Annotated in this window: 28 protein-coding genes; 18 read left to right on the top strand and 10 right to left on the bottom strand. The window is 66.7% G+C overall.

Annotated features, from left to right (window positions below):
* Nucleotides 1–46: 46 nt before the first annotated feature.
* Entirely contained in the window at nt 47–1,696 is a 1,650-nt protein-coding gene (locus A0J57_RS07495; RefSeq protein ID WP_061934871.1) for a M28 family metallopeptidase, read from the bottom strand.
* 173 nt (nt 1,697–1,869) lie between these two features.
* Between A0J57_RS07495 and A0J57_RS07490 the strand changes: the two genes are divergently transcribed.
* From A0J57_RS07490 to A0J57_RS07460, 7 genes are all read left to right on the top strand, one after another.
* Nucleotides 1,870–4,740: a pitrilysin family protein gene (locus A0J57_RS07490; RefSeq protein WP_061934868.1), complete on the top strand. Its 2,871-nt coding sequence runs from the start codon at nt 1,870–1,872 to the stop codon at nt 4,738–4,740.
* Nucleotides 4,741–4,763: 23 nt separating this feature from the next.
* Nucleotides 4,764–5,066 carry a hypothetical protein gene (locus tag A0J57_RS07485; protein WP_048576931.1) on the top strand — a complete coding sequence of 101 codons (303 nt, stop codon included), beginning with the start codon at nt 4,764–4,766 and terminating at the stop codon, nt 5,064–5,066.
* A gap of 223 nt (nt 5,067–5,289) precedes the next feature.
* Nucleotides 5,290–5,739, top strand: a complete 450-nt coding sequence (locus A0J57_RS07480; protein WP_025549803.1) for a MarR family winged helix-turn-helix transcriptional regulator — start codon at nt 5,290–5,292, stop codon at nt 5,737–5,739.
* A gap of 42 nt (nt 5,740–5,781) precedes the next feature.
* Nucleotides 5,782–7,842 (top strand): FUSC family protein, encoded by a 2,061-nt coding sequence (locus tag A0J57_RS07475; RefSeq protein ID WP_082718630.1) that lies wholly within the window; start codon nt 5,782–5,784, stop codon nt 7,840–7,842.
* Complete coding sequence (locus A0J57_RS07470; protein WP_025549801.1) at nt 7,839–8,054, top strand: DUF1656 domain-containing protein; 216 nt, start codon at nt 7,839–7,841, stop codon at nt 8,052–8,054. Before A0J57_RS07475 ends, A0J57_RS07470 begins: the two co-directional genes overlap by 4 nt.
* Nucleotides 8,051–8,968: an efflux RND transporter periplasmic adaptor subunit gene (locus tag A0J57_RS07465; protein ID WP_061934864.1), complete on the top strand. Its 918-nt coding sequence runs from the start codon at nt 8,051–8,053 to the stop codon at nt 8,966–8,968. The genes A0J57_RS07470 and A0J57_RS07465 overlap by 4 nt, the downstream gene beginning before the upstream one ends.
* A 124-nt stretch (nt 8,969–9,092) precedes the next feature.
* Nucleotides 9,093–10,466 (top strand): efflux transporter outer membrane subunit, encoded by a 1,374-nt coding sequence (locus A0J57_RS07460; RefSeq protein WP_061935021.1) that lies wholly within the window; start codon nt 9,093–9,095, stop codon nt 10,464–10,466.
* 134 nt (nt 10,467–10,600) lie between these two features.
* Here A0J57_RS07460 and pal read toward each other — a convergent pair whose 3' ends face one another.
* From pal to A0J57_RS07430, 6 genes are all read right to left on the bottom strand, one after another.
* Complete coding sequence (gene pal / locus A0J57_RS07455) at nt 10,601–11,113, bottom strand: peptidoglycan-associated lipoprotein Pal (protein WP_044660423.1); 513 nt, start codon at nt 11,111–11,113, stop codon at nt 10,601–10,603.
* 114 nt (nt 11,114–11,227) lie between these two features.
* Nucleotides 11,228–12,541: a Tol-Pal system beta propeller repeat protein TolB gene (gene tolB, locus A0J57_RS07450; protein ID WP_044660422.1), complete on the bottom strand. Its 1,314-nt coding sequence runs from the start codon at nt 12,539–12,541 to the stop codon at nt 11,228–11,230.
* Between the two features lie 32 nt (nt 12,542–12,573).
* Nucleotides 12,574–13,530: a hypothetical protein gene (locus A0J57_RS07445; protein WP_061934862.1), complete on the bottom strand. Its 957-nt coding sequence runs from the start codon at nt 13,528–13,530 to the stop codon at nt 12,574–12,576.
* Nucleotides 13,531–13,548: 18 nt separating this feature from the next.
* On the bottom strand, nt 13,549–14,016 hold the full coding sequence (gene tolR / locus A0J57_RS07440; RefSeq protein ID WP_061934861.1) for a protein TolR: 468 nt from the start codon (nt 14,014–14,016) through the stop codon (nt 13,549–13,551).
* 127 nt (nt 14,017–14,143) lie between these two features.
* Nucleotides 14,144–14,863 (bottom strand): protein TolQ, encoded by a 720-nt coding sequence (tolQ, locus tag A0J57_RS07435; protein WP_044660420.1) that lies wholly within the window; start codon nt 14,861–14,863, stop codon nt 14,144–14,146.
* On the bottom strand, nt 14,860–15,330 hold the full coding sequence (locus A0J57_RS07430) for a YbgC/FadM family acyl-CoA thioesterase (RefSeq protein WP_044660419.1): 471 nt from the start codon (nt 15,328–15,330) through the stop codon (nt 14,860–14,862). Before A0J57_RS07430 ends, tolQ begins: the two co-directional genes overlap by 4 nt.
* Before the next feature lie 179 nt (nt 15,331–15,509).
* Here A0J57_RS07430 and A0J57_RS07425 point away from each other — a divergent pair, with 179 nt between their 5' ends.
* Nucleotides 15,510–16,388 carry a 3-hydroxybutyryl-CoA dehydrogenase gene (locus A0J57_RS07425; protein ID WP_061934859.1) on the top strand — a complete coding sequence of 293 codons (879 nt, stop codon included), beginning with the start codon at nt 15,510–15,512 and terminating at the stop codon, nt 16,386–16,388.
* A 140-nt stretch (nt 16,389–16,528) separates the two neighbouring features.
* On the opposite strand, the gene pspF is transcribed toward A0J57_RS07425, so the two are convergent.
* Nucleotides 16,529–17,551: a phage shock protein operon transcriptional activator gene (pspF, locus tag A0J57_RS07420; RefSeq protein ID WP_061934857.1), complete on the bottom strand. Its 1,023-nt coding sequence runs from the start codon at nt 17,549–17,551 to the stop codon at nt 16,529–16,531.
* 175 nt (nt 17,552–17,726) lie between these two features.
* On the opposite strand from pspF, the gene A0J57_RS26560 reads away from it, so the two are divergent.
* The 9 genes from A0J57_RS26560 to A0J57_RS07380 all read left to right on the top strand — a co-directional run bounded on the left by A0J57_RS26560 (nt 17,727) and on the right by A0J57_RS07380 (nt 21,470).
* The gene (locus tag A0J57_RS26560) at nt 17,727–17,900 is read left to right on the top strand and encodes a hypothetical protein (protein WP_165363315.1); all 174 of its coding nucleotides are present in this window, start codon (nt 17,727–17,729) and stop codon (nt 17,898–17,900) included.
* Between the two features lie 38 nt (nt 17,901–17,938).
* Nucleotides 17,939–18,607, top strand: a complete 669-nt coding sequence (gene pspA / locus A0J57_RS07415; RefSeq protein ID WP_025549793.1) for a phage shock protein PspA — start codon at nt 17,939–17,941, stop codon at nt 18,605–18,607.
* A 3-nt stretch (nt 18,608–18,610) separates the two neighbouring features.
* Nucleotides 18,611–18,907 carry an envelope stress response membrane protein PspB gene (gene pspB, locus A0J57_RS07410; RefSeq protein ID WP_025549792.1) on the top strand — a complete coding sequence of 99 codons (297 nt, stop codon included), beginning with the start codon at nt 18,611–18,613 and terminating at the stop codon, nt 18,905–18,907.
* Between the two features lies 1 nt (nt 18,908).
* Nucleotides 18,909–19,289: an envelope stress response membrane protein PspC gene (pspC, locus tag A0J57_RS07405; RefSeq protein ID WP_025549791.1), complete on the top strand. Its 381-nt coding sequence runs from the start codon at nt 18,909–18,911 to the stop codon at nt 19,287–19,289.
* Nucleotides 19,290–19,435: 146 nt separating this feature from the next.
* The gene (locus tag A0J57_RS07400; protein ID WP_101756456.1) at nt 19,436–19,741 is read left to right on the top strand and encodes a hypothetical protein; all 306 of its coding nucleotides are present in this window, start codon (nt 19,436–19,438) and stop codon (nt 19,739–19,741) included.
* Nucleotides 19,742–19,772: 31 nt separating this feature from the next.
* A complete protein-coding gene (locus tag A0J57_RS07395) occupies nt 19,773–20,024 on the top strand; it encodes a hypothetical protein (RefSeq protein WP_025549790.1) in 252 nt (83 codons plus the stop codon).
* 28 nt (nt 20,025–20,052) lie between these two features.
* Entirely contained in the window at nt 20,053–20,286 is a 234-nt protein-coding gene (locus A0J57_RS07390) for a hypothetical protein (RefSeq protein ID WP_025549789.1), read from the top strand.
* 191 nt (nt 20,287–20,477) lie between these two features.
* Nucleotides 20,478–20,906, top strand: coding sequence for a SufE family protein (locus A0J57_RS07385; protein WP_025549788.1), 429 nt, complete (start codon nt 20,478–20,480; stop codon nt 20,904–20,906).
* Between the two features lie 69 nt (nt 20,907–20,975).
* The gene (locus A0J57_RS07380) at nt 20,976–21,470 is read left to right on the top strand and encodes a hypothetical protein (protein ID WP_061934855.1); all 495 of its coding nucleotides are present in this window, start codon (nt 20,976–20,978) and stop codon (nt 21,468–21,470) included.
* 52 nt (nt 21,471–21,522) lie between these two features.
* Here the strand turns inward: A0J57_RS07380 and ggt are convergent, their stop codons facing one another.
* Both ggt and A0J57_RS07370 read right to left on the bottom strand, forming a co-directional pair.
* The gene (gene ggt, locus A0J57_RS07375) at nt 21,523–23,223 is read right to left on the bottom strand and encodes a gamma-glutamyltransferase (RefSeq protein WP_061934853.1); all 1,701 of its coding nucleotides are present in this window, start codon (nt 23,221–23,223) and stop codon (nt 21,523–21,525) included.
* A 48-nt stretch (nt 23,224–23,271) separates the two neighbouring features.
* On the bottom strand, nt 23,272–24,309 hold the full coding sequence (locus tag A0J57_RS07370; RefSeq protein ID WP_061935019.1) for a quinone-dependent dihydroorotate dehydrogenase: 1,038 nt from the start codon (nt 24,307–24,309) through the stop codon (nt 23,272–23,274).
* Nucleotides 24,310–24,773: 464 nt separating this feature from the next.
* Here A0J57_RS07370 and A0J57_RS07365 point away from each other — a divergent pair, with 464 nt between their 5' ends.
* On the top strand, nt 24,774–25,604 hold the full coding sequence (locus tag A0J57_RS07365) for an AraC family transcriptional regulator (protein ID WP_061935017.1): 831 nt from the start codon (nt 24,774–24,776) through the stop codon (nt 25,602–25,604).
* Nucleotides 25,605–25,699: the final 95 nt, after the last annotated feature.

Genomic DNA, 25,699 nt, shown 5'->3' with positions numbered 1-25,699 from the left:
CGCGGGAGCACGCTGCGTTAAACCTCGGGCGGGGAACACATGTTCCCTATCGCTTCACCGCTTTTGGCGCCTCCGGGGCAAAGGCGTCCCCGAAGAAATCCCCCTTGTACCAGAGCGGCGCCTGCGGCTCGTCCGCGATCTCCCGCGCGATGGCATAGTTCACCTTGGCGAACTTGGCCGCGGCGCCCCAGTTGAAGGGCAGGCTCATCTGGTCGGAAAGCTGGTGATAGTCGGTCTTGAGGAAATGTTCGAACGCCTCTTTGCCCGGCCCGGCGAAACCGGTCATCAGGAACACCGCCGGCACCCCCTCCTGCACGAAGCGATAATGGTCGGACCGGGTGAACAGCCCTTCGGCCGGCAGGGGATCGGGCGAGAGCGAAACGCCCTCGGCCTTCGCCGCTTTCTCGACAATCGGCCCCAGGGTCGAATGATCGGCGCCGAAGGCGATCACGTCCTGAAAATCATAGGTCAGGATCGGCATGTCGAGATTGACCACGCCGACCAGCTTGCCCCCCGCCGGCAGGACGGGGTTCCGCGCCAGATATTGCGACCCCAGCAGCCCGTCTTCCTCCGCCGTCACCGCCGCGAACAGGATGGAGCGTTTCGGCCGCTCCCCGCTCTCCGCAAAGGCCTTGGCCACCGCCAGCAGGGTCGCCACGCCCGACGCATTGTCCATCGCGCCATTATAGACCCTGTCCGGCCCCTTGCCGTCTTCCTTGACCCCCAGATGGTCGAGATGCGCCATCAGCAGCACATATTCCCGGGCCAGTGCCGGGTCGGAACCGGGCAGCACCGCCAGCACATTGCGGCTGGGCGCGGTCTCGACGGTGCTGGCGCGGTCGATGCGGATGCCGGGCTTCAGCGCGAAGCCCTTGGGGCGGACGCCCTTCTTCTCCGCCTCGGCACGGATCGCGGCCAGGCTCCTGCCCGATCCGGCGAGCAGCGCGTCGGCGGCGGCGCCGGTCACTGTGCCGGTGCCGCGGATCCCGGGAGTGCGGACATAGGGCTGGCCGTCTTTTTCCAGCCAGCTCACCGTCGGATGCTGCGCCCGGTCGCGCAGCTTCTCCCAGGGGGTGCGGCGCAGATAGCCGGTGGTGGGAATGGTGATGAGGCCGATGGCCCCGGCCTGCTGCGCCGCCAGCGCCTTTTCGGCGGCCAGGTGCGCGCCGATCTCGCTCGGCATGCCGACGGGCGAGCCGGACAGCGCCACCGCGAACTTGCCGCGCAGGTCGAGACCGGCATAGTCGTCGATCTTCTCGCGCCCGGATTTCAGGCCATAGCCGACGAACACCGCCTGCGCCTCGATGCTTTGCCGCGGCTCCCGGCCGAAGGCGCCGACAGCGACATCGTCGCCATTGGCGAAGCGCCTGCCGCCGATGTCCATCGACGGGGCGGCCCCCTTGTCGAGCCGCGCCACGGCAAGCGTCACGGGCTGATACCAGCTGTCGGCAACCGCCTGCCGCAGACCCAGTGTCTCGAACCGCGCGGCGACATAGCGGGCGGCGATGTCATAGCCGCGCGTGCCCGCGTCGCGCCCCTCCAGCAGGTCGTCGGCCAGGAAGCCGATGTCGGCCCGAATGCCCTCCGCACTGATGGCGGGCGCGGTTTCGGCGGGTGCGGTTCCGGCGGGTGCGGTTCCGGGGGTGGCGAGGGCAAGGGCGAAGGTGGAAGCGAAGGCGAAGGACCGAAGGCGCATCGGGTGCGAAAACCTCTGTTTATGGTTGGAAGGGAAACCTAGCGCGCTGGTTTCGTCTGTCCAGCGGCCTCTCGCCCTTGCCGGAGGATGAGGCGCCTCTCCCACATGCGTATTGCACAGCTAAAACGCCCCGCTATGCTGCCCGCCGATCCACTGACCATCATGAGGCGCCGATGACCTTCTCCCCCATTTCCCGCCGGATGGCCCTGATGCTCGGCCTGTCCTCGCTCGCGTTCGTGCCCATGATGCAGGCGGCGGCTGCTCCGGCGTCCCAGGCGGCGAGCGCGCCCGCGCCGCTTTCCAGCCTGGTCGCGGCGGTGAACATTCCCTATGAGCAGTTCACGCTGAAGAACGGGCTGCGCGTCATCGTCCATACCGACCGCAAGGCGCCGGTCGTGGGCGTGTCCATCTGGTATCATGTCGGCTCGCGCTTCGAACCGGCGGGCAAGACCGGCTTCGCCCATCTGTTCGAACATCTGATGTTCTACGGCTCCGAAAATGCCGACGGGCCTTTCTTCGGGCGGCTGGAGGACATCGGCGCCACCGACTGGAACGGCACGACCTGGTTCGACCGCACCAATTATTTCGAGACGGTGCCGACCGGCGCGCTGGACCGGGCGCTGTTCCTGGAATCCGACCGCATGGGCCATCTGCTGGGCGCCGTCACCCAGACCAAGCTCGATACCCAGCGCGGCGTCGTGCAGAATGAAAAGCGCATGGGCGAGAATGAGCCCTATGGGCTGGTCGAATATGCGCAGCTCGCCGCCATGCTGCCGGAGGGGCATCCCTACCGCCACTCCACCATCGGTTCGATGGCGGACCTGAACGCCGCCAGCCTTGCCGATGTGCAGACATGGTTCAAGACCCATTATGGTCCGAACAACGCCGTGCTGGTGCTGGCGGGCGACATCGACGTGCCGACGGCGAAGGCCAAGGTCGAGAAGTGGTTCGGCAATATCCCCGCCGGTCCCGCGCCCAGGGATGTGGATGCGGCCGTCCCGACGCTCGACAAGGATGTCGAGAAGGTGATGCACGACAATGTCGCCGCCACCCGGCTCTATCGCAACTGGATCGTGCCGGGGGTGAATTCGGACGATCTGACGCCGCTCAACCTGGCGATGGCTGTGTTCGGCGGCCTCAAATCCTCGCGGCTCGACAATATCCTCGTGCGGGACGAGAAGGTCGCCGTGGGCGTGAAGGCCAGCATCCAGCCCTTCGAGAAGCTCTCCATCGCGGAGATCACCGTGGACGTGAAGCCGGGACAGGACCCGGCGGCGGTGGGCAAGCGGCTCGACCAGCTTCTGGCCGACTATCTCGCCAAGGGGCCGACGGCGGACGAGGTGCAGCGCGCCGCGACGCAGCAGCTTTCGGGCACCATCGGCGGGCTGGAGAAGGTCGGCGGCTTCAGCGGCAAGGCGGTGACGCTGGCCGAGGGCGCCGTCTATTCGGGCGATCCGGCCAAATATAAGAAGGATCTGGCCGCCGCCGCCGCCGCGACGCCCCAATCGGTGAGCGAAGCGGCGCGCAAATGGTTGTCCCGCCCGGTGTTCCGCCTGACCGTGGCCCCCGGCGAGCGGTCGGCCGAGGACAATGCGCTGGCAGGCAACGCGACCCATCATCCGGCCTATTTCCGCGATCCCAAGAAGCCCGCGCCGGTCGCGGCGACCCCGCCGCCGCCCACAAAAATCGCTGAGCCGGGGATCGAGCCGGTCAAGGACCTGGAATTCCCGGCGGTCGAGCATGCGACGCTCAAGAACGGCATTCCCATCGTCTTCGCGCGCCGAGCAACGGTGCCGGTGGTGCGGGTGTCGGTGTCCTTCGATGCGGGCAATGCGGCCGACGACAAGGCGAAGCTGGGCACGGCGGGCCTGACCACGGCGCTGCTGGACGAAGGCACGACGACGCGCAGCTCCGTGCAGATCGCGGAGGAGCAGGAACGGCTGGGCGCCTCGATCAGCGCGGGCAATGGCATGGACGCGACCAATGTCGGCCTCTATGCGCTCAAGCCCAATCTGGACGCCTCGCTGGGCCTGCTGGCGGACGTGATCCGCAACCCGGCCTTCGCGCCGGCGGAGGTCGAACGCCTGCGCGGCCAGGTGCTGACCCGGATCGCGGCGGAAAAGACCGAACCCATGCCGATCGCGCAACGCCTGCTGCCGCCGCTTCTCTATGGGCAGGCGCATCCCTACGGCATTCCCTTCACCGGATCGGGCACGGAAAGCGGCGTCAAGGCGGTGACGCGGGCCGATCTCGTCGCCTTCCACGACAAATGGATGCGGCCCGACAATGCGACGATCTTCGTCACCGGCGACACCACGCTGGCCGACGTGATGCCGCTGCTGGAAAAGCGCTTCGGGGACTGGAAGGCGCCCAAGGCGGCCAAGGGCGCCAAGCTGTTCCGCATGGACCGCATGATGCGCCCTTCGCGCATCATCCTGGTCGACAAGCCGCAAAGCCCGCAGTCGATGATCCTCGCCGGGCTGCTCACCAACAAGGCGGGCACGGACAATCCGGTGACGCTGCTGACCGCCAATGAGGTGCTGGGCGGCAGCTCGACCTCCCGCCTGATCATGGACCTGCGAGAGACCAAGGGCTGGGCCTATTATGCGGGCAGCGCGCTGCCCGGCGTCAAGGAGACGATCCCGCTGCTGGTCTATGCCCCGGTCCAGACCGATAAGACCGGGGAGTCCATCGTCGCCGCGCGGAAGGACATCAGCGACTTCCTGACCGCCAAGGGCACGACGGAGGCGGAACGCAACCAGACGATCAACAGCCAGATCCTGTCGCTGCCGGGCAGTTTCGAAACCTCGTCCGACCTGCTCGGCGCGATGATGCGCAACCGGATGCTCGGGCGGCCGGACGATTATTATGAGACGCTACCGGGCGTGTACCGCGCGATGACGGCTGCCGATCTCGACAAGGCGGCGCGGGATGCGATCAATCCCGACCGGCTGATCTGGGTGGTCGTGGGCGACGCGAAACTGGTGAAACCGCAGCTTGACGTCGTCGGCCTTCCGGTGGAAATGGGCACATTGGCCGATTGACGGTTACGTAAAGGAGAAGTGCTATGGCAGCAGTGGATGGCGCCTATGACTGCGTCGCGAAAACGCCGATGGGCGACCAGAATGGCGTGCTGACGGTCATCAGCTCGGGCGATGGCTTTCATGGCACCTTCGCGGGCATGATGGGTTCGCTCGACGTGGCCGAGGGCAAGGTGGACGGCAACAAGCTGCGCTGGAAGATGAACATGACGCTGCCGATGCCGATGACGCTGGAATGCGAGGCGGAGGTGAATGGCGATGCCATCACCGGGACGATGCAGCTTGGCGCGTTCGGCACGGCGGGCTTTTCGGGGACGCGCCGGGCCTGAGGGTTCCAGCAGGGCGGAAAAAGGGCCGGAAACGCGAGTTTCCGGCCCTTTTTCGTGCCGCGCCAAAAACTTCCCCTATGCGCAACGTGGGGGACCGCTCGCGGGCGCGGCAGATCGGGGCCCCTTTTAACTCCACCCGCCCAAGGCTGCTTCTGCTCCCATCCCGCGATGGAGAGAAACGAAAATCCCTTGACGCAGGACATTAGTTAGCTATCTAAGAAAAATGTCCCGATCGGAGTTGAAGCGCGCCCTCGCGCATAAAATGCCGCAGGTGGCGCGCCAGTGGCGGCAACTGGCCGATCTGGCGCTGGCGGAATTCGGCGTCTCGAACAGCGCGGGCTGGTGCCTCATCTATCTCGACCGACTGGGCCCCGACGTCCGGCAGGCGGATCTGGCGGAGGAACTGGGCATCGCCCAGCCTTCGCTGGTCCGGACCCTGGACCAGCTGCAGGCGGCGGGGCTTGTGGAGCGCGTACCCAATCCCGATGATCGGCGGTCGAATCGAGTCGCCTTCACGCCGGAGGGGCAGGAGCTGGTGGGCCGGATAGAGGCCAGGCTGGAGAATCTTCGGCGCGAATTGCTCGACGGCGTGCCCGATGCCGCGATCGAGATCATTGTCAACCTGCTGAACCTGCTGGAGCGGCGCATGGCCGAGCGGCGGGGTCAGTCGTAACGGGACGGCCCGCCATGAATGGCCCGACATGCGAGCGCTGATATGAACGCCCTTGGAGAGCGCATCGGCTGGCCTGCCGCGCTCTTTTCCCTGAAATGCTTCGCGGCGGCGATGCTGGCGCTCTATGTCGCGCTCAGCATCGGGCTGGAGCGGCCCTATTGGGCCTTCCTGACCAGCTATATCGTCGCCCAGCCGCTGGCCGGGGCGGTGATTTCCAAGGCGGTGTTCCGCGTCATCGGCACGCTGACCGGCGCGATCTTCTCCGTCGCCATCGTGCCGCCGCTGGTCAATGCGCCGGAACTGCTGTCGCTCGCCATGGCGCTTTGGCTGGCCCTGTGCGTCTTCGTCTCCCTGCTCGACCGCACGCCGCGATCCTATATGTTCGTGCTGGCGGGCTATAGCGCCTGCCTCATCGTCTTCCCCGACGTCGACACGCCGCAGACCATCTTCACCGTGGCGACGCTGCGCGTGCAGGAAATCACCATCGGCATCATGTGCGGCAGCCTGGTCCACGGCGTCGTCTTCCCCGGCTCCATCACCAACCTGCTGCTGGCGCGGGTGGAGGCGATGCTGCGCGATGCGGAACGCTGGTCGCATGACGCCATCGCGTTGGAGCCGGTGGAGGGGCTGGCGCAGGAACGTCGCCGTCTGGCGCAGGACATCACCGAACTGCACCAGATGTCGGTGCATCTGCCCTTCGACATCAGCCGCCTCGCGCCTCGCGTGCGCACGGTGCGCGCGATGCAGGACCAGCTTTCGCTGCTGCTGCCCCTGGGCGCGGCCGTGGAGGACCGGTTGGCCATGCTGAAGGCGGCGAGCGGCGGAAAGGTGCCGCGGGAGGTCGAAGAACTGATCGCGGATGTCCGCGCCTGGATCGTCAACCCCGGCGACGACATCATCCTTCGCACCGCGGCGGCGGATGCCCTGATCGCCCGCTGCGCCGCTCTGGAGCCTGCGGCGCGGGCGGAGATGGGGTGGGCGGACATGATGCGCCTCAGCCTGTTCGCCCGGCTGGCCGCCCTGATCGCGGCGCATCGCGACTGCCGCGACCTTTACGACCAAATGGTGACGCACAGGCGGGAAGCCGTCAGCCCCCGCGTCGGTGAGTTGCTGGAGGGGCGGCGCAACCGCGAACTGCACAGGGATTATGCCGGGGCGGCGCGCGGGGCCCTCGGCGCCTTCGTCACCGTGGCCGTGGGCTGCGCATTGTGGATCGGCAGCGGCTGGAAGGACGGCGGCAGCGCGGTGATGCTGGCGGGCGTGTTCCTTTCCCTGTTCGCGGCGTCGGACAATCCGCTGGCGCCGCTCAAGGGCTTCATGATCGGCACCATCGCCGCTTCGCTGCTCGGCGCGGTCTATGGCTATGCGATCATGCCCCGCCTCGACGGCTTCGCCATGCTGGCGGCCGCCTATGCCCCGATGCTGCTGTTGCTCGGCACGATGATGGCGTCGCCGCGCTGGATGGGCATCGCCCTGCCGACGCTGCTGGGGCTGGGCAGCCCGGTGCTGCTGTCGGATCGCTATGTCAGCGCCTTTGCCAGCTACGCCAACGGCACCGTGGCGCAGCTGGTGGGCATCTGGTTCGCGATCATCATGGCCGGGCTGTTGCAGTCGGCGGGGGTGGAGCGGGCGATCCGGCGCACCGTGCGCGCGGGCTGGAACGACATTGCCAACCGCGCCACGTTGATGACGCCGCCCGATCTGCGCGGCTGGATCAACCGGATGCTGGACCGCATCGCCCTGTTGGCGCCGCGTCTGGCGGCGGTGCGGTCCGACAGCGGGCGGCCGCTCTACGACGCGCTGCGCGACCTGCGGACCGGCGTCGCCATTGGCGAATTGCGGCAATTGCGGCTCGACCTGCCCGCCGATGAAGCGGCGCCGCTGGCCGATGTGCTGACGGGCGTCAGCGCGCATTATCGCGGGCTGGACCCGGATGCGCCCGCGCCCGCGAAGCCCGCCCTGCTCACCGACATCGACCATGCGATCAGCGACCTGTCGCGCAATCCCAGCGCGGTGATCCGGCGGGAGGCCATACTCGCGCTGGTCAGCCTGCGCCGCAACCTGTTCCCTGAAAGCGAAGGCTATCGGAGAGTGGCCGCATGACCGGAGAAATCGCCCTGGGCGGCGTCTATGTGCCGACCCTGTTGTTGCTCGCGCTGGTGGCGCTGATCCTGAGTTGGGGCGTCACCCGGCTGATCGGCGCTTTCGGTCTCTATCGTTTCCTCGCCTATCGCGCGGCGGTCGACCTCAGCATCTTCGTGCTGGTGCTGGGCGCGCTCGCCCTCCTCGTTCCCACCCTTGGAATCCGCCTATGAACCGTTTTGCCGCCACGCTGATCCCCCCTGCCCTGATCAGGAGCGCCGCCACCATCGTCATCGTCATCGCCGCCGTGCTGGTGGCGATATGGATGTGGAACCATTATGAGCGCAGCCCCTGGACCCGCGACGGGCGGGTGCGCGCCGATGTGGTGCGGGTGACGCCGGACATTGGCGGGCTCGTCACCTCCGTCGCCGTGCATGACAACCAGGCGGTCAGGGCGGGCGACCTGCTGTTCGTGATCGACCGGCCGCGCTATGCGCTGGCGCTGGAGCAGGCGGAGGCGCAGATCGCCAGCGCCCGGGCCACACTCGGTCAGGCGCGGCGGGAGGCGACCCGCGACGTCGCGCTGGGCGAGCTGGTGGCGAAGGAGGCGCATGAACAGAATGTCGCGCGCGTCGCGACGGCGGAGGCTGCGCTGGCCGAAGCGATGAGCGCGCGCGATGCCGCCGCCCTCAACCTCAGGCGAACGCGGGTGGTCGCCTCGGTCAACGGCGTGGTCACGAACCTCGACCTGCATCCGGGCGATTTCGTCGCTGCGGGGCAGCAGGCCATGGCGCTGGTCGACCGCGACAGCCTGCGCATCGAAGGCTATTTCGAGGAAACCAAGCTGCCGCTGGTCTGCATCGGCGCGCCGGTGACGGTGCGGCTGATGGGCGAGGCGCAGGACCTCTACGGGCGGGTCGACAGCATCGCCTACGGCATCAACGACAGCAGCCGTTCGGATTCGGGCAATCTGCTGCCGACCGTCGAGCCGACCTTCTCCTGGGTCCGCCTGGCCCAGCGCATCCCGGTACGGGTGAAGCTGACGCGGGTACCGCCGGAGGTGAAGCTGATCGCCGGGCGCACGGCCACGGTGACGATCGAACCGGCGCGGAAGGACTCGAAGCCGGGGGTGTGCCGCCATGCATAATGTCGCGGCTCCCGACACCTTCTCGCCGTTCGGGCTGAGCTTGTCGAAGCCCTTTTCTTTCTTGGGAAGCCGACAGCCTTCACCCGAAGGGAGCGGATGTGGGGCGAAGATATGGACGCCCTTTCTGGCCTTGGCGCTGGCCGCCTGCGCCACCGCGGGCCCTGACTATCGCCCGCCGGAAAAGTCCGCCGCAACCGCCCCCGCCGCGCAGGGCGCTTTCCTGTCGGCGCAGGACCCCAGCTTCAGCAATGCCGAACTGCCCGATCATTGGTGGCGGCTCTATAACGATCCCCGGCTGGATGCGCTGGTCGAACAGGCGCTCGCCGCCAACACCGACCTGCGCGTGGCGGATGCGAACCTGACCGCGGCGGAGGCGGTGCTGCGCGAGGCGGAGGCCGGGCGCACCGTCGGCACCACGGTCAGCGGCGGCGGGACGCTTGCCCGGCCCTCCGGCACGGCGGAGAGCCTGCCGGGCGTGGTCGGCTATGATCTGGGCCTTGCCGCCTCCTATCCGCTCGACCTCAACGGCCGGATCAGGCGCGCGATAGAGGCGAGCACCGCCGACCTGGAAACGGTCGTGGCGGCGCGCGACTATGTACGGGTCAGCGTGGCGGCCGCCACGGCCAGGGCCTATGCGCAGGTCTGCGCCGCCAATTATTCGCTGACCGTCAACCGGCGCGTCGTCGCGCTTCAGCGGGAGACGCTCAACGCCACCCAGCGGCTGTTCAGGGGCGGCCGCGGCACCGCCTTCGACGTCAGCCGGGCGCAGGCGGCGGTCGACGCCAGCGAGGCGAGCCTTCCCGCCTTCGATGCACAGCGGCAGAGCGGACTCTATCTGCTGGCGACGCTGCTGGGGCGATCGCCCGCGGATTATCCCAGGGAAGTGGAGGGCTGCGCGACGCTGCCGGCGCTGAACGCACCCATGCCCGTGGGCGACGGCGCGGCGCTGATCCGGCGGCGGCCCGACATCCGACAGGCGGAACGCAGCATCGCCGCCGACACCGCCCGCGTCGGGGTGGCGACCGCGGACCTCTATCCGCAGGTCAGCATCGGCGGGTCGCTGGGGCTCGCCGGACCGCTCAAAAGCTTCGGTTCGGGCACCAGCTTCGGCATGAGCCTGGGCCCGCTGCTGAGCTGGAGCTTCCCCAACCGGCCTGTCGTCAGGGCGCGGATCGCGCAGGCCGATGCGCAGGTACAGGCCGATCTCGCCCGTTTCGACGGAACTGTGCTGGAGGCTTTGCGGCAGACGGAAACGGCGCTGGAAAGCTACCGCCGCCATGCCGAGCAGACGGCCGCGCTCGACCGGGCGCGGGATAGCGCAGGCGTTTCGGCGGCGCAGGCGGGCAAGCTGTTCCGCTTCGGGCGCGGCGATTTCCTGTCCCTGCTGGACGCGCAACGCTCGCTCGCCAATGCGGAGGCTTCGGCGGCGGCGGCGCGGGTGCAGTTGGTGCAGGACCAGATCGCCATCTTCCTCGCTCTCGGCGGTGGCTGGTCGTAAGCTGGTTTGACCAGATCAGGGCGCAACATGCTCCTGCGCGGGAACTGGCTGCCATTCAGACGGGGAAAAGAACACCCGCCGATCCTGGGGACCGGCGGGTCATGGAGCTGTTGAGACTCCAATGCTTCACGGGATCAATATTGGACGGTGACCGTCACCGCGCGGCGGTTCTGCGCCCAGGCCGCTTCGTCCGAACCCAGGGCGGCGGGGCGTTCCTTGCCATAGCTGACGGTGGTGATGCGGCCGGCGTCGATGCCCAGCGACGCGAGATAGTTCTTCGCCGCATTGGCGCGGCGCTCGCCCAAGGCGATATTATAGTCGCGGGTGCCGCGCTCGTCGGCATGACCCTCTATGGTCACGCGGACATTGGGGTTCTGTTGCAGCCAGGCGGCCTGGCTCTGCAGTATCTGCTGATCCTGCGCGTCGACATCATATTGGTCGGTGTCGAACAGGATGCGGTCCGACGAGACGGAAGCCACGAAATCCTCCTGGCTGCCCTTGACCGGGCCCGAAGGCGTCGCCGGTCCGCCGGTCTGGGCCGAACCGTCGCCGCCGGGGGCAGGCGGCAGTTCCTGCGGCGGCTTCTTGGAACAGGCGGCAAGGGCTATGACGGCGGTCGCCATCAGCAGGGGACGGGATAGTTTCATCGGGTTGCTCCTCAACATGGTCTGAAAGTCGTTACGCAGTCGGGACGATTCGGTTCCGATATGATGCAGATCAGGAGCGTGGGCAGTCCGCCCTGAGTGGGATGGCCGCGCATATCAGGGCAGCAAGGGCCCCCAGGCCGGATCGGAACCGCTGAGCGGCGTCGGAATCCGCCGTTCATTCACCCCGGTCAGATCGACCTGCCACACCTGGCTGCTGCCCTCCCGGCCCGGCGTGGTGCGGAAATATTGCAGCACCCGGCCATTGGGCGACCAGCTCGGCTGCTCATCCTGCCAGCCATTGGTCAGGATGCGCTCATTGTCGCCGGTCGGCGTCATGACCGCGATCTTGAAGTCGCCCGAAATCTTGGTGAAGGCGATCAGGTCGCCGCGCGGGCTCCATTCGGGCGTCGCATAGCGGCCGCCGCCATGGCTGATCCGGCGCTGGCCCGAACCGTCGGCGTTCATGACATAGATCTGCTGGCTGCCGGAGCGGTCGCTTTCGAAGACGATCTGGCGGCCGTCGGGCGAATAGCTGCCGCCGACATCGATGCCCGGCGCCGTGGTCAGGCGCACGGGCGCGCCGCCGCTGGCCGAAACGCGATAGATGTCCGTATTGCCGGCGATCGCCATGGAAAAGAGGATGTTGCGGCCGTCGGGCGACCAGCGCGGCGCGAAGGTCGGATTGTTGCTTTCCGTCACCAGCCGCTGCCGTCCCGTGCCGATGTCATAGACATAGATGCGGACCCGGTTGTTCAGGTAGCTCACATAGACGATCGACTTGTAGTCGGGCGAAAAGCGCGGCGTCAGCGCGATCGACTGGCCATTGGTGATGAAACGGTGGTTCGCGCCGTCCGAATCCATGATGGCGAGGCGCTTGGTGCGGTTCCCCTTGGGACCGCTTTCCGCGATATAGGCGATGCGGCTGTCGAAGAAGGGGCTTTCCCCCGACAGGCGCGCATAGATGGCGTCGGCGCATTTATGCGCGGCCCGCCGCCAGTCGCGGGGCGCGACGACATAGCCCTGCCGGGTGAGTTCCTGCTTCAGCGCCACGTCGTAGAGATAGCAGCCGACGGTGATGTCCGCCTCGCCCCCGGTGGTGCGGACGAAGCCCTGCACCAGCGCCTGATAGGCGCCCCATTTATCGTAGGCGGGATTGGTGACTTCGGGAAAGGCGATGGTCGGGATGCCGCCGGGGCCAGAGGGATCGAACAGGCCCGACCCCTTGAGGTCGGCGGCGATCACCTCCGCGATCTTGCGGCCCAGTTCGGTGGAACCGCCCGCCGGTGTCGAGACTTCCGCCTGCGCCGGCAGCGCGGGGACGACGATCTTGAGGTTGGAGGAGGATTCGTCCGTCACATCGACGCTGAGCTGCGCGGAAGCGGCGGGCGCGAACGCCAGCAGCAGCGCCCCCAGCGTGGCGCCGAACATGGCTCGGGCCTTTCCTGTCCTGAAGGGTCGGGTCATTGCGATAGCCTCTTGTCGAAGGAGATGCGGAGGGATTTCCAGCCATCATAAAGAGCGGGCGGCAGCTTGAACGGCGCGGCCAGGCGGATCGCCTTCACCGCCAGTTCCTGATGCAGCGTCACCTGCGTGCGGTTGCTGGCGGTGATGCCGGTGGTGTTGACGACCTGCGGCTGCCCCGCGAGCGAACCGTCGCGGGCAAGCTGCACATCGACGAAGGTGCGAAGCTGCTCGATGTCCGCGCCGCTCGGGGATTTCCAATAGGGCTTGAGCTGGCGGCGGATTTCCGCGTCCAGCGCGGCCTTCTGCGCGGGGCCCATGGCGGCGGCGGGCACCGGCGCGGGCTTGCGCGGCGCGTCATCCTCGGTGTCGATGCCCTTCAGGAAATCCTTGCCCAGTAGCGATCCCTTGGGCTTGTCCGCCTTGCCCTGTCCCGAAGCGCGGGCAGGCGCGTCGGACCTGGGTTTGGCCGCGGGCTTCTGCGACGCCTTGGCGGGCGCGGCGGCGGCTGGCTTGGGTTTTTCCGGCGCAGGCTTGGACTTGGCGGGGGCGGGTTTTTCCGCCGCCGGCTTGGGCTTGGCGGCGGGTACATTCTTCTTCGGCGGAGCGGGCGCGGGCTTGGGCGGCGCTGGCTTTGCCACCGGCTTGGGCGGCGCGGGCCGGGGAGCCGGCGGCGCCGGGGTCGGTTCGGGCTGCGGTGCCGGTTCGGGTTCCGGCGCAGGCGCGGCATTCTCGGTCGGGCCCTGCTCCGGTGCAACGCTGGGCGGGGGCGGCTGGGTCGACACCTGCGGCGCCGTCGACTTCAGCGCCACCTCATCCACCAGGCTGACGTCCATCGGCGGCGAATTGAGCTTCAGGGGGTTGGGAGTGGCCAGAAAGCCGGACGACAGCAGGCCGAACAGCAGGACATGTCCCGCCGTCGCCACGCCAAGGCCAATTTTCTCCGCGCGATCCATCGCCACGACCTATGGCCCCTATTCTGAACCGCTGCTGACAGCGGAACCGCCTTCGGAACCGGTGCTGACCAGCGCGACCTTGTTGAGTCCCGCCCGGTTCAGCTCGCCCATGACCAGCATCACCCGGCCATAGTCCAGCCCCTTGTCGGCGCGCAGGAATATCTGCGGCGGTTCGGCCTTGCCCGCATTGGCGGACATGATCTCGGCCAGGCGGCCGGGCAGTTCGGCGTCGCTGATCTGCGCGTCGTCGATGAAGACGCCGCCGTCGCGATCGATCGACACCACGGTCGGCTTCTGGTCCTGGTCCAGCCCCTTGGCGCGGGTTTCGGGCAGGTTCACCGGCACGCCCGTGACCAGCAGAGGCGCCGTCACCATGAAGATGATCAGCAGCACCAGCATGACGTCGACCAGCGGCGTGACGTTGATGTCCGCCATCGGCGCGCGATGACGGCCCCTGCGGCTGGAGGGAGGTCCGGACATGGCCATCAGGCACGTCCTCCGAAACGGCGGACCTTGGCTATCACCGTTCGGGCTGAGCCTGTCGAAGCCCCCTTCTTCTGAAAAGCAGTGAAGCCCCTCGACAAGCTCAGGGCGAACGGGAGGAGAGGGGGCCTCACCGCTGCGCCTCCAGCTCGCGGCTCAGCGTCGAATAGAAGCCGTCGGCAAAGCGCGTCAGCCCCGATTCCATTCGGTTGATGCCATGGCTGAAGCGGTTGTAGGCGATCACCGCCGGGATCGCCGCGAACAGGCCGATGGCGGTGGCGAACAGCGCCTCGGCAATGCCCGGCGCCACGACCGCCAGGCTGCTGTTCTGCTCCGCCGCGATGCTGGTGAAGGCCCGCATGATGCCCCATACCGTGCCGAACAGCCCGACGAAGGGCGCGACCGACCCGATGGTGGCCAGGATGTTCAGCCGGTCCGACAGGCGGTCGACCTCCGCCGCGATGGTGCTGGACATGGCGGTCGACAGCCGGTCGCGGGTGCCCTCCCGGTCGATCACCTTCTGCGCGGTGGAGCGGCGCCATTCGGTGACGCCCGCGGCCATCACCCTGGCGGCGGGGAATTCCGCCTTGCCGCGGGCTTCGTAGAAGCGGTCTATATCCTCCGCCTTCCAGAAATCCTGCTCGAACGCCCGGCTCTGCCGGCTCGCCTTGCGCAGGGTGAAGCTGAAGCCGATGATCATCGCCCAGGTCCAGATGCTGGCCAGCAGCAGGCCCAGCATCACCACCTTCACGACGATGTCGGCCTGAAGGAACAGGGCCAGCGGCGAAATGGTGGCGGCTTGCGCGGCATTGCCGACCGCAAGGCCAACGTCGGGCATCGAAAGGCTCATGGGTTGATGTCTTCCCCTCTCATCAAACGGCTGAAAATGTCGGTCCAGGGCTTGGGTTGCCGCCGCGGGCGGCCCTGGGGCGTCAGGAAGGCGACGGAAACATCGCCTTGCGTCAGTATTTCCCCATCGCGCATGACCGTCTGATGAATGGAACATGAAGCGGCGCCGACTTTGGTGACGCGGCTCACGACCATCAGGTCATCGTCCAGCCTGGCGGGGCGGCGGTAATGGAGCTGAAGGTCGGTGACGGCATAGACGCCCTCTCCCCCCTCCAGATTGCCGCGCTGGTCGATCCCGGCGATGCGCAGCATGTCCGACCGCGCCCGCTCCATATAGCGCAGATAATTGGCGTGATAGACGAGGCCGGACAGATCGGTGTCCTCGAAATAGACGCGCAGCGGGAAGTGATGCACGGCGGCAATGAACCTTCCGGTCGCCGGCGCGGGCAGCAGGTCTGAAACGGACATGCCGGGGCTTTTAACCATCAAGCAGGCGCGGCGCAAAGCGGGAAATCACAGAAAGATCAGCGCTCCGCCGACCGTCCGGGGCTTTCCGTCCGCTTTCGCCCGTGCGGAAGCTCTGGCGGCCCGCCTGCCATGGCGCTACGGGGACGGCGAACAGGATTCAGTGCAGGAGGGTTTCGGCAATGATGGATATTCGGACCGTGGGCGTGATCGGCGCGGGCCAGATGGGCGCGGGCATCGCGCAGGTGGCGGCGCAGGCGGGCTATGAGGTGATCCTGTCCGACATCGACCTGCCCCGCGCGCAGAAGGGCCGCGACGGCATCATCCGTCAACTCGCAAAGGCTGTGGAAAAGGGCAAGCTGGCGCAGGCCGACGCCGACGCCGCCATCGCCCGGATCACGCCGGTGGGCGAAGTCGCGCCGTTGGCCGCCTGCCAGTTGGTGATCGAAGCCGCGACCGAGCGGGAAGAGATCAAGCGTTCGATCTTCGCCAATGTCGGCGCCCTGCTGGCCGGCGATGCGATCCTCGCCTCCAACACCTCCTCCATCCCGATCACCCGGCTGGCGCAGGCGGCGCCCGACGCGGGGCGCTTCGTGGGCGTGCATTTCTTCAACCCGGTGCCGGTCATGGCGCTGGTCGAGGTCATTCGCGGCCTCGCCACCAGCGCGGAGACGGTGAGCGCGGTGGAGGGCTTCGCCGCCAGCCTGGGCAAGCAGGTCGTCCATGCTTTCGACGCGCCGGGCTTCGTGGTGAACCGCATCCTGCTGCCGATGCTCAACGAGGCGGTGTTCGCGCTGGGCGAGGGCGTGGGCAGCGTGGTCGACATCGACAAGGGCGTGATGCTGGGCCTCAACCATCCCATGGGTCCGCTGACGCTGGCGGATTTCATCGGCCTCGATACCTGCCTGGAAATCTGCAAGGTGCTGCAGAACACGACCGGCGATCCCAAATATCGCCCCGCGCCGCTGCTGGTGAAATATGTCGAGGCGGGCTGGCTCGGGCGGAAGACCGGCAAGGGCTTTTACGATTATTCGGGCGCGGAGCCCGTGCCGACGCGTTAAGAGGACAATAGTCCCCCTCCCGTAGACGGGAGGGGTTAGGGGTGGGCGCGAGCGGAGCGAGCTTCTGTCCTCAGTTGCAAATTGCCGCTGGCGCGGCATGCCTACCCCCACCTCCAGCCCCTCCCGCTTGCGGGAGGTGGCTACCCCGCGCTCAACCCATGTTTCTTCATGCAATGGCGAAGCTGGTCATAGGTCAGCCCCAATCCCTTCGCCGTCGCCCGCTGGTTGTAGCGGTAGCGCTCCAGCGCCGCCCGCACGATGGCGGCCTCATGCGCATCGACGGCGGATTTGAGGTCGGTGACCGCGTCATGGCCGTTCGCGACCGGAGCGGGTGAACCCATGGGCGCGGCTTCCACCGCCGCTTGCGCCGCCATCAGCGGCTTGGGCTTCCACGGCGAGGCGAAGGGGTCGAACACGATCGCCGCGACCGGCCGCCCGGGCTCATTCCAGCGATAGACCGCCCGTTCCACCACATTGCGCAGCTCGCGCACATTGCCGGGCCAGTCATGCGCCTCCAGCTCGGCCATGCAGGCGGCGGAAAAGCCCGGCCATTGCGGCCAGCCGATCTCCGCCGCCATGCGCCGCCCGAAATGATCGGCCAGCACCGCGACATCCCCCTCCCGCGCCCGCAGCGGCGGCAAGGTGATCACCTCGAAGCTTAGCCGGTCCAGCAGGTCGGGCCGGAACCGCCCTGCATCGGCGGCGGCGGGCAAATCCTCATTGGTCGCCGCGACGATCCGCACGTCGACGGTCATGGGCTTCGACGCCCCGATCCGCGTCACCTCGCCATATTCGATCACCCGCAGCAGCCGCTCCTGCGCCGCCATGGACAGCGTGCCCAGCTCGTCCAGAAACAGCGTGCCGCCATCGGCTTCCTCGAACCGCCCCGCCCGCGCCCGCGCCGCGCCGGTGAAGGCGCCCTGTTCATGGCCGAACAGTTCCGCCTCGATCAGCGTTTCGGGCAGGGCCGCGCAGTTCATGACGATCAGCGGTTCGTCCCAGCGCGGCGAGAGGTGGTGAAGGCGCTCGGCGATCAGTTCCTTGCCGGTCCCGCGTTCGCCGATGACCAGGACCGGCCGGTTGAGTTCTGCCGCCCGCCCGGCCTGCTCGACCGCATCCAGAAAGGCCAGCGACTGGCCGACGAACTGGGTATTTTTCTCCATCCCCAACTTATGGTGAAATTTCCCATCTTTCGGCAAGCCCAATATTCGGACAATCGTAAAAAACCGCGAAATTCCGCCATTTCCGCAAATTGGCACGGCTTCTGCAAAGTCGGAAAGCGAAGCCGCTGACGCATCAAGCGGCACATCGACGAAGGCCAAGGTTCAGGAGTTTATCATGGAAAAGCAAAGCAACAGCGTTCGCGAAATCGGCCAGTTCCTGTCCGTCGCCATCGCCTCCGTCCTGTTCGGATCGACCCTGATCCTTTCGGCGGTCGGCCCGGCCCGCGCCAGCGAAATCCCGATGCTCGCGAACAAGGAATGCCCCGCAGCCTTGCACTATCTGGCGTAAGGCCTGCCTAACAAGTTCGTACCAGGAGTGAAGTTCAAATGGGTATTTTCTCCCGCACCCGCGACATCATCGCCGCCAATGTCACCGACCTGCTCGACCGGGCGGAAGACCCGGCGAAGATGATCCGCATGATCATCCTCGAAATGGAGGAGACGCTGGTCGAGGTGCGCGCCTCTGCTGCCCGCACCATCGCCGACCAGAAGGAAATGCGGCGCCACATCGCCAAGCTTCAGGGCCTGCAGGACAGCTGGACGGAAAAGGCCCAGCTCGCGCTCAGCAAGGACCGCGAAGACCTTGCCAAGGCCGCGCTGGTGGAAAAGCAGAAGGCAGCCGACATGGCGGAGCAACTTTCCCATGAGATCGGGGTGCTGGACGAAGCGCTGCGCGCCTCCGAAGAGGACATCGCCAAGCTCCAGGCCAAGCTGCGCGAGGCGCGCGCCCGCCAGAACAGCCTTGTGACCCGCATGGAAAGCGCCCAGAATCGCCTGCGCGTCCGCGAAGCCTATGCCGGCGAGAAGGTGAACGACGCCTTCGCCCGCTTCGACATGCTGGAACGGCGGGTCGACATGGCCGAAGGCCGCGCGGACGCCATGGGCCTTGGCGCCCAGCCCAAGACGCTGGAGGAAGAGATTGCCGAGCTGAAGGCCAGCGACAAGGTCGATGCCGAACTGGCCGCGCTCAAGGCGTCCATGAACAAGGGAGAGTGACGCATGGAGGACGTGTTCCTGCCCATCATGATCTGCGGCATGCTGTTCATCGGCATGCCCTGGCTGATCTTCCACTATGTCACCAAGTGGAAGCAGGCGCCCAAGATCACCGATGAGGACGAGAAGCTGCTGGACGAGCTTCACCTGCTCGCCCGGCGGCTGGAGGAGCGGCTGCAGACGGTCGAACGGATCGTCGCCGCCGACAACCCCGATTTCCGCCCCGCCCGTCCGTCGCAGGACGATGGCTATGAGTTCGACCGCCCATATCCCGAACGCCAAAATCCCGACAGGAGGAATTGAGATGGCTGCCCGTCGCACCAAATTCTATCTCGACAAGCAGAACGGCAAATGGATGGGCGTCTGCGCCGGCATTGCCGACTATACGGGGATCGACGTGCTGTGGGTCCGGGTCGGCGCCGTGCTGGTGACGCTGATGGGGGCCTTTCCCTGGACGCTGATCGCCTATTTCGTCGTCGCCTATTTTGCCGAGAACAAGCCGCTGGGCCTCTATGCCGACCGCGACGACCAGAAATTCTGGCAGGGCGTGCGCACCAATCCGGCGCGCTCCACCCGCGACGTGCGGTCCAAGTTTCGCGACATCGACCGGCGCCTGGCCGACATCGAAACCTACTATACCAGCCGCAACACCCGGCTGGCGGATGAGATCGACAGCCTGCGCTGACGGAATCGCATCGCCTACGCCGTTTATCGAACGGGCTTGGGAGCCTGTCGAAAAGCCGGCCAATTTGTCTGAGAAATCCAACATCTGATGGGCCGCGCCCATGGGGAGCGGAATGAGGGAGGTTTGCCATGTCGGAACAATTCGCGATGTTCGCGCAACTCGCGCCGCTGATCGCGATCTGTACCGGGATCGGTGTGGGCGGATGGATCTTCACCACCTGGCTGAGGATCAAGCATGGTTATCCGTTGGATGGGGCCTGGGGCCAGGCCGTCTATCCCAGGGCGGGCAATGAGGCGATGGAACGGATCAGCCTGCTGACCCAGGAAAACGCCCAGCTCCGTGCCGAACTCGGATCGATGAAGGACAGGCTGGCCGTGGTCGAGCGCATCGTCACCGATGAAAGTCACGCATTGAACAGGGAAATCGAGCGCCTGCGCGGCCCCGCCAACTGAAGGGCCCCACGCTCAGCAAGGGAAAAAAGTCATGAATCCGTTCGAAATGGTCGTCGCCATCGTCGCCATAGCGGCAATCGCCAGCGTCGTTCGCGCCAAATATGGCATCGTCCGCCGCCACAAGGGCGAGGAACTGGTCCAGCGCGGACCCGATCCTGAAGCCGAACGGCTCCGTGCGGAGGTGAAGGCGCTGAAGGACCGGGTCGCCGTGCTGGAACGGCTGGCCACGGACAGCAGCACCGCGCTGGACCGCGAATTCGACAAGCTCCGGGATCGCGACTGACGCGGCCCACCATCACAGGGAGGACGATATGCAGGACCCCCTCATCACTTTGACATTGGCGGTCGCGGGTCTGACCGGACTCGCCATCGTCGCCGCCACGGCCCTGCGGGGATGGAATGGCTGGCTGGACCTGAAGCGCGCGGAACTCGCCCGCGGAACGGACGAGGCAGCACCACCCTCCACCGCGACGCGGATCGAGGTGGCCGACCTCAAGGAACGCATCCGCAAGCTGGAAGCGATCGCCGCGGGCGTGGACCTCTGAAAATCCGATGCTCCCCCTCCCGCGAGGGGGGCGGGGGCAGGGGGCGGGCGTGATGGCGGCGCAGTCGCTTCCATCCTTGCCGGACAGGTCGACCGGCTTGCTCCGTCTGTCCCTCCAACCTGCCTCAAGGGGGACGGAGCAGCAGCGGAAACCGCCTTCCCCCGCCCGATTTTACCCCTATATGGGCGGCCATGACCCAATTGCCCGTCCTCGCCGATCTGGTCGAAGAATATGAATTTCTCGATGCCGACGACCGCTATCGCCTGCTGATCGATCTGGGCAAGGCGCTGGAGCCGATGCCCGACGCGCTCAAGACCGACGCCACGCTGGTCCGGGGCTGCTCGGCGGCGGTCTGGGTCTATCCGACCGTGATCGACGCCGGTTCTGCCGGCGGGGGACGGCTCCACTTCCTGGCGGACAGCAATGCGGCGATCACCAAGGGGATCATCGCGCTCGTCCTCCTCACCGTGCAGGACCAGCCGCCCGCGGCCATCGCCGCCACGGACATCGAAGGCGCGTTGGCGCCGTTCGACCTGCGCAACCAGTTGAGTTCCAATCGGACGCAGGGCATTCCCAACATGATCGCGCTGATCCGGGAAACCGCAGCCCGCTATAGCTGAGCGGAGGGAAACCCCGCAGGGGCCATGCGTTCTCCTTCCGACATCGAAACGGACAGAAGGAGAAACGCGATGCGATCGATAGCGGTGCTTGCCGCCCTGGGGCTGATCGCGGCCTGCTCATCTTCCGAGGACAAGGGACCGACGCAGCGCGACCAGATCGGGCAGGTCTGGAAATATGAGGGCGGCGAGGGCGGAAAGCCCAAGGTCGCCTATATCGGCAGCGCCAATGCGGTCCAGACCATGACCGCGGCCGACACCTTCGGCGTGCTGCTGGTCCAGCCCATGCAGGAGGGCGGGGCGGATGTGACGGTCAAGCTGGTCGGCGCGCCCTTCGCCTGCGACCTGTCGGACTGCAAGGTCACGGCGGTCACGGAAGACGGCAAGACCCATGAATGGAAGGGCCGCATGACCGAGAACAAGGACGGTATCGAAGTCCTGCCCGCCGCCGGGGCCTATGACGCGATCAAGGACAGCCGGACGATCAAGGTGAACCTGGTGGTCGGGCCGAAGGACAAGGTCTTCCCCTTCCAGTTCAACGTCGCCGGCCTGGATTTGAAGGGGTAGCCTGCCCGGAGCACCATGCTCCCGCGCGCGAACAGGGTGCGCCGAAGGGGCGTCACTCCTGCAACGACACGCCCGGGCTGCGCGGATCGGCGCCGCCGACCCAATGGCCGTCCGCCGTCCGCTCCGCCGCATTGGCCTTCAGGCCGAAGCGGCTGACTGATACCTTGTGCCCCAGCTTCTCCAACGGCGCCTTCATGCCCTCCAGCGACGTGCCCTGTTCCACGACCAGACCGTCCCGGTCGAAGAACAGGAATCCCAGGGCGATCGAATCCTGCGCCGACATCCCCCAGTCGAAATGCGCGATCAGCGCCTTGGCGACCTGCATGATGATGGTCCTGCCGCCCGCCGCCCCGATGGTGAAGACCGGGGTTCCCGCCGCATCATAGACGATGGTGGGCGACATGGACGACAGCGGCCGCTTGCCCGGCTCGACCCGGTTGGCGACCGGCGCGCCGTCCTTTTCGGGGGTGAAGCTGAAATCGGTCAGTTCATTGTTCAGGATCACGCCATTGGCGACGAGCTGGCTGCCGAAGAAGCTCTCTATGGTGGAGGTCCAGGCGGCAATATCGCCATTGCGGTCCACCGCGACGAAATGGCTGGTGCCCGATTCCGGCTGGGGCCGGGCGGCGGTGCGCTTCTCCGCGCCCGGGGGCGTGCCGGGGCGATAGTCGTTCAGCGCCCTGCCCATGCCGATCAGCGCCGAACGCTGCTTCAGATAGCCGGGATCGATCAGCCCCGCGATGGGCACGGACACGAATTCCGGGTCGCCCAGCCAGGTGTCCCGGTCGGCATAGGCGAGCCGCATCGCCTCCCCGATGACATGCCAGGACCGGGGATCGTCCTTGCCCCATTGCGCCAGCGGGAATCGCTCCACCATGCCCAGCACCTGCAGGACGGTGATGCCGCCCGCCGAGGCGGGCCCCATGCCGCAGACCGTATAGGCGCGATAGGGGCCGCAGACGGGCTTGCGCGGCTTCGCCCGATAGGCGGCGAGGTCGGCCTCCGTCATCGGCACCGGGTTTTTCGGCGCGTTGGTGACGGTTTCGGCTATCATACGGGCATTGTCGCCCCGATAGAAGGCATCCGGTCCCTCCGCCGCGATCCGCCTGAACAGCGCGGCAAGCGGCGGATTCTTGAGGATCGTGCCCATCGGCGCCGGCTTGCCGTCGATCCAGAAATATTTCTGGATTTCCGGAAAATCCGCCCAGACCGGGGCAACCGCTTTCATCGCCGTGTCGAGCCGCTGGCGCACCTCGAATCCCTGTTCGGCAAAGCGGATGGCGGGCTGGAACAGCTCGGCCCAGGGCAGCTTGCCCCATTTGCGATGCGCGTCCCAGGCAAGGCGGACATTGCCGGGCACGCCGACGGAATAGCCGCCCGGCCAGGCTTCGCGGAAGGAGAGGGGCTGGCCGTCCGCCCCCATGAAACGGTCGGGCCGCGCCGCCGCGGGAGCCGTCTCCCGCCCGTCGATCGATTCCAGCACGCCGGTCCGCCCGTCATGATGCATCAGGAATCCGCCGCCGCCGATGCCGCTATTATGCGGCTCCACGACGTTCAGCGTCAGCATCATGGCGATGGCGGCGTCGGTGGCGCTGCCGCCCTTGCGCAATATTTCCTGCCCCGCCTCCGCCGCCCGGGGATCGGCGGCGGACACGGTGGCGTTGACCGCGACCGGCTCCCGCGCGGCGAGCGGAGAGGGGGAAAGGGCATGAAGGGTGAAGGCAGCCAGCAGGCCGGAAAGGCGAAAAGTCATGTCCGGCACCCTAGTCGCTGCGTTGCGGTTCGCAACCCATAGGACGGATCAGGCGTCGATACCCACTATCTCGCTGATATTCCCCACGCCGTCGCGCGCCATTAGCGCCTTGATCCCGGCATTGATCCGCCGGGCGAGATAAGGCCCCTCATAGACCAGGGCGCTGTAGAGCTGGATCAGGCTGGCCCCCGCCCGGATGCGGGCATAGGCCTGGTCCGCCGTGGCGATCCCGCCCACGCCGATCAGCGGCAGCTGCGTGCCCAGCGCCCGGCGGAAGTCGCGCAGCCTTTGCAGCGCCAGATCGTGCAGCGGCGCGCCGGACAGGCCGCCAGCCTCCCCCGCCAGCCGAGACTGCAGCGACGGCCGGGAAATGGTGGTGTTGGACACGATCAGCGCGTCGATCCGGTGGTCGATGCAGGCGGCGGCAATATCCTCCACATCGGCGGGCTCCAGGTCCGGGGCCACCTTCAGGAAGACCGGCGTCCGATTCGTCCCCCGCGCCGCCATGACCGCGCCCAGCAACTGGTCCAGCGCCGCCCGGTCCTGAAGCGCGCGCAATCCCGGCGTGTTGGGGGAGGAGATATTGACCGTCAGATAATCGGCCAGCGGGGCCATGCAGGTGACGCCGGTGGCATAGTCCGCGATCCGGTCGGCCGCATCCTTGTTGGCGCCGATGTTGATGCCGATGACGGGGCCGCCCGGCCGCCTGCGCTTGGCGATCCGTTCCGCCGCCGCCGCCTGGCCGCCATTGTTGAAGCCCATGCGGTTGATCACCGCCCGATCCTCCGCCAGGCGGAACAGCCGGGGCAGGGGATTGCCCTGCTGGGGCAGGGGGGTCAGCGTCCCCAACTCGGCAAAGCCGAAGCCCAGCCCGTGCATCTTGTGCGCGATCAGTCCTTCCTTGTCATAACCCGCCGCCAGGCCCACCGGATTGGGAAAGGCGATGCCCGCCACGGTCTGCGCCAGCATCGAATCGGGTTCCAGCGCAGGCGGCACCGGCATCAGGCGCAGCATCTTGATGGACAGATGATGGGCGCGCTCGGCGTCCAGAGCGAAAAACAGGGGGCGGATCAGGCGGTACGACATGGCCGGGCTATGCCAGCGCGGACGGCCGGCGTCGAGTCGCTGTTGCAACGCGGCAACAGTAAGGAAGGAACGGCATTTCTTAACAAGATTCCGTGGATTCGTCCCGTTTTGGTCCGGCCGATGTCCGATCCATCCAATAAAATTTCCCCGATTCGGACGTAAGAGAGTCCTGCGACCCGAAGGCTCTAGGCCATATGGCTGACGAGACCTTTTCCTGACCCGGCGGTGAAAACCGCCGGGTCGTTTTTACGGGAACCCCCGTTCATCGTCTCCGGACAAGACGGAAAGTGGCATCCCGTCAAGCATAGCCCTTGCACCTTCACCCCGATGGCGCATATTGCGTGCTGGGGTGAAATATGCGGTCGCATAAAGGCGGGGCGCCCGGGGGGGCGTCGAATATCACGGCAAGAGATGGTCATGCGCCGCTGTCCTATACCGTCGACGCGGCACAGGGACCGGTGCGGTTGCGCTATTTCGCGCCGCCCGAACAACTCAACGCCTATTTCGGTTCGCTTTATATCTTTACCGAAACGGCCGAACATTATTCGGATGTGACACGCGCCGACGTACCGCAACTTCGCTTCATGCTGGACAATAGCGGCAATTATCATTTCCACGACGGAACGATATTGCCGACGCCCGAAGTCTGCCTTTTGGGTCCGACCATGGGCGCGACCCGCTTCGAACTGACGGGGCCGGGCCGGGTGGTCGGCATTTCGCTGCTGCCGGCGGGATGGATCGCCCTGCATGGGGGCGATGCCAGCACGCTCACGGATCGCGTGCAGGAAATGGCGCATCTTGGCGGCTACCGCGATTTGCTCGACCGGCTCCGCGCCACCGACGATGCGGAGGGGATGGCGGCGCTTTGCTGGTCCTTCCTGTCGGAAAGGCTGGTCCCGTTGCCGGAATCGACATGGCGGCTGCTGGAGGCGGTGGACGGCTGGCTGATGGGCGAAGGCTCCCCGCGGATCGAGACGCTGGCCGACATCACCGGCCTCTCGCCGCGCCAGCTCGCCCGGCTCACCAACAAATATTATGGCTGCCCGCCCAAGCTGCTGGCGCGCAAATATCGGGCGCTTCGATGCAGCGCGCGAATCGCGCTGGATCATGAAAGCTGGCAGGCGCTGTGCGACGACGGTCGGTTCTACGACCAGTCGCATTTCATTCGGGAGATCAAGCATTTCATCGGCCTGACCCCGCATCAGCTGCAGACCGAACCCAGCGCCGTGGCGCAACTCACCCTGCTGCGCCGCTCGCTGGGCGGAGACGTGGCCGTGATCAACCGTTTCAGCTAAGCCTTCCTCCCAAGCAAAAATGCCTTGATTCCGCGCGCGGGCGGGACCACATGCGCAATCGGATTGATTCGATCCGATTTGAGAATGGTTCGCAA

The organism is Sphingobium sp. 22B (assembly GCF_001580035.1).
GTDB lineage: Bacteria > Pseudomonadota > Alphaproteobacteria > Sphingomonadales > Sphingomonadaceae > Sphingobium > Sphingobium fuliginis.
The sequence above is the reverse complement of the archived record's forward strand: the minus strand, read 5'-3'. Positions and strand labels throughout refer to the sequence as shown.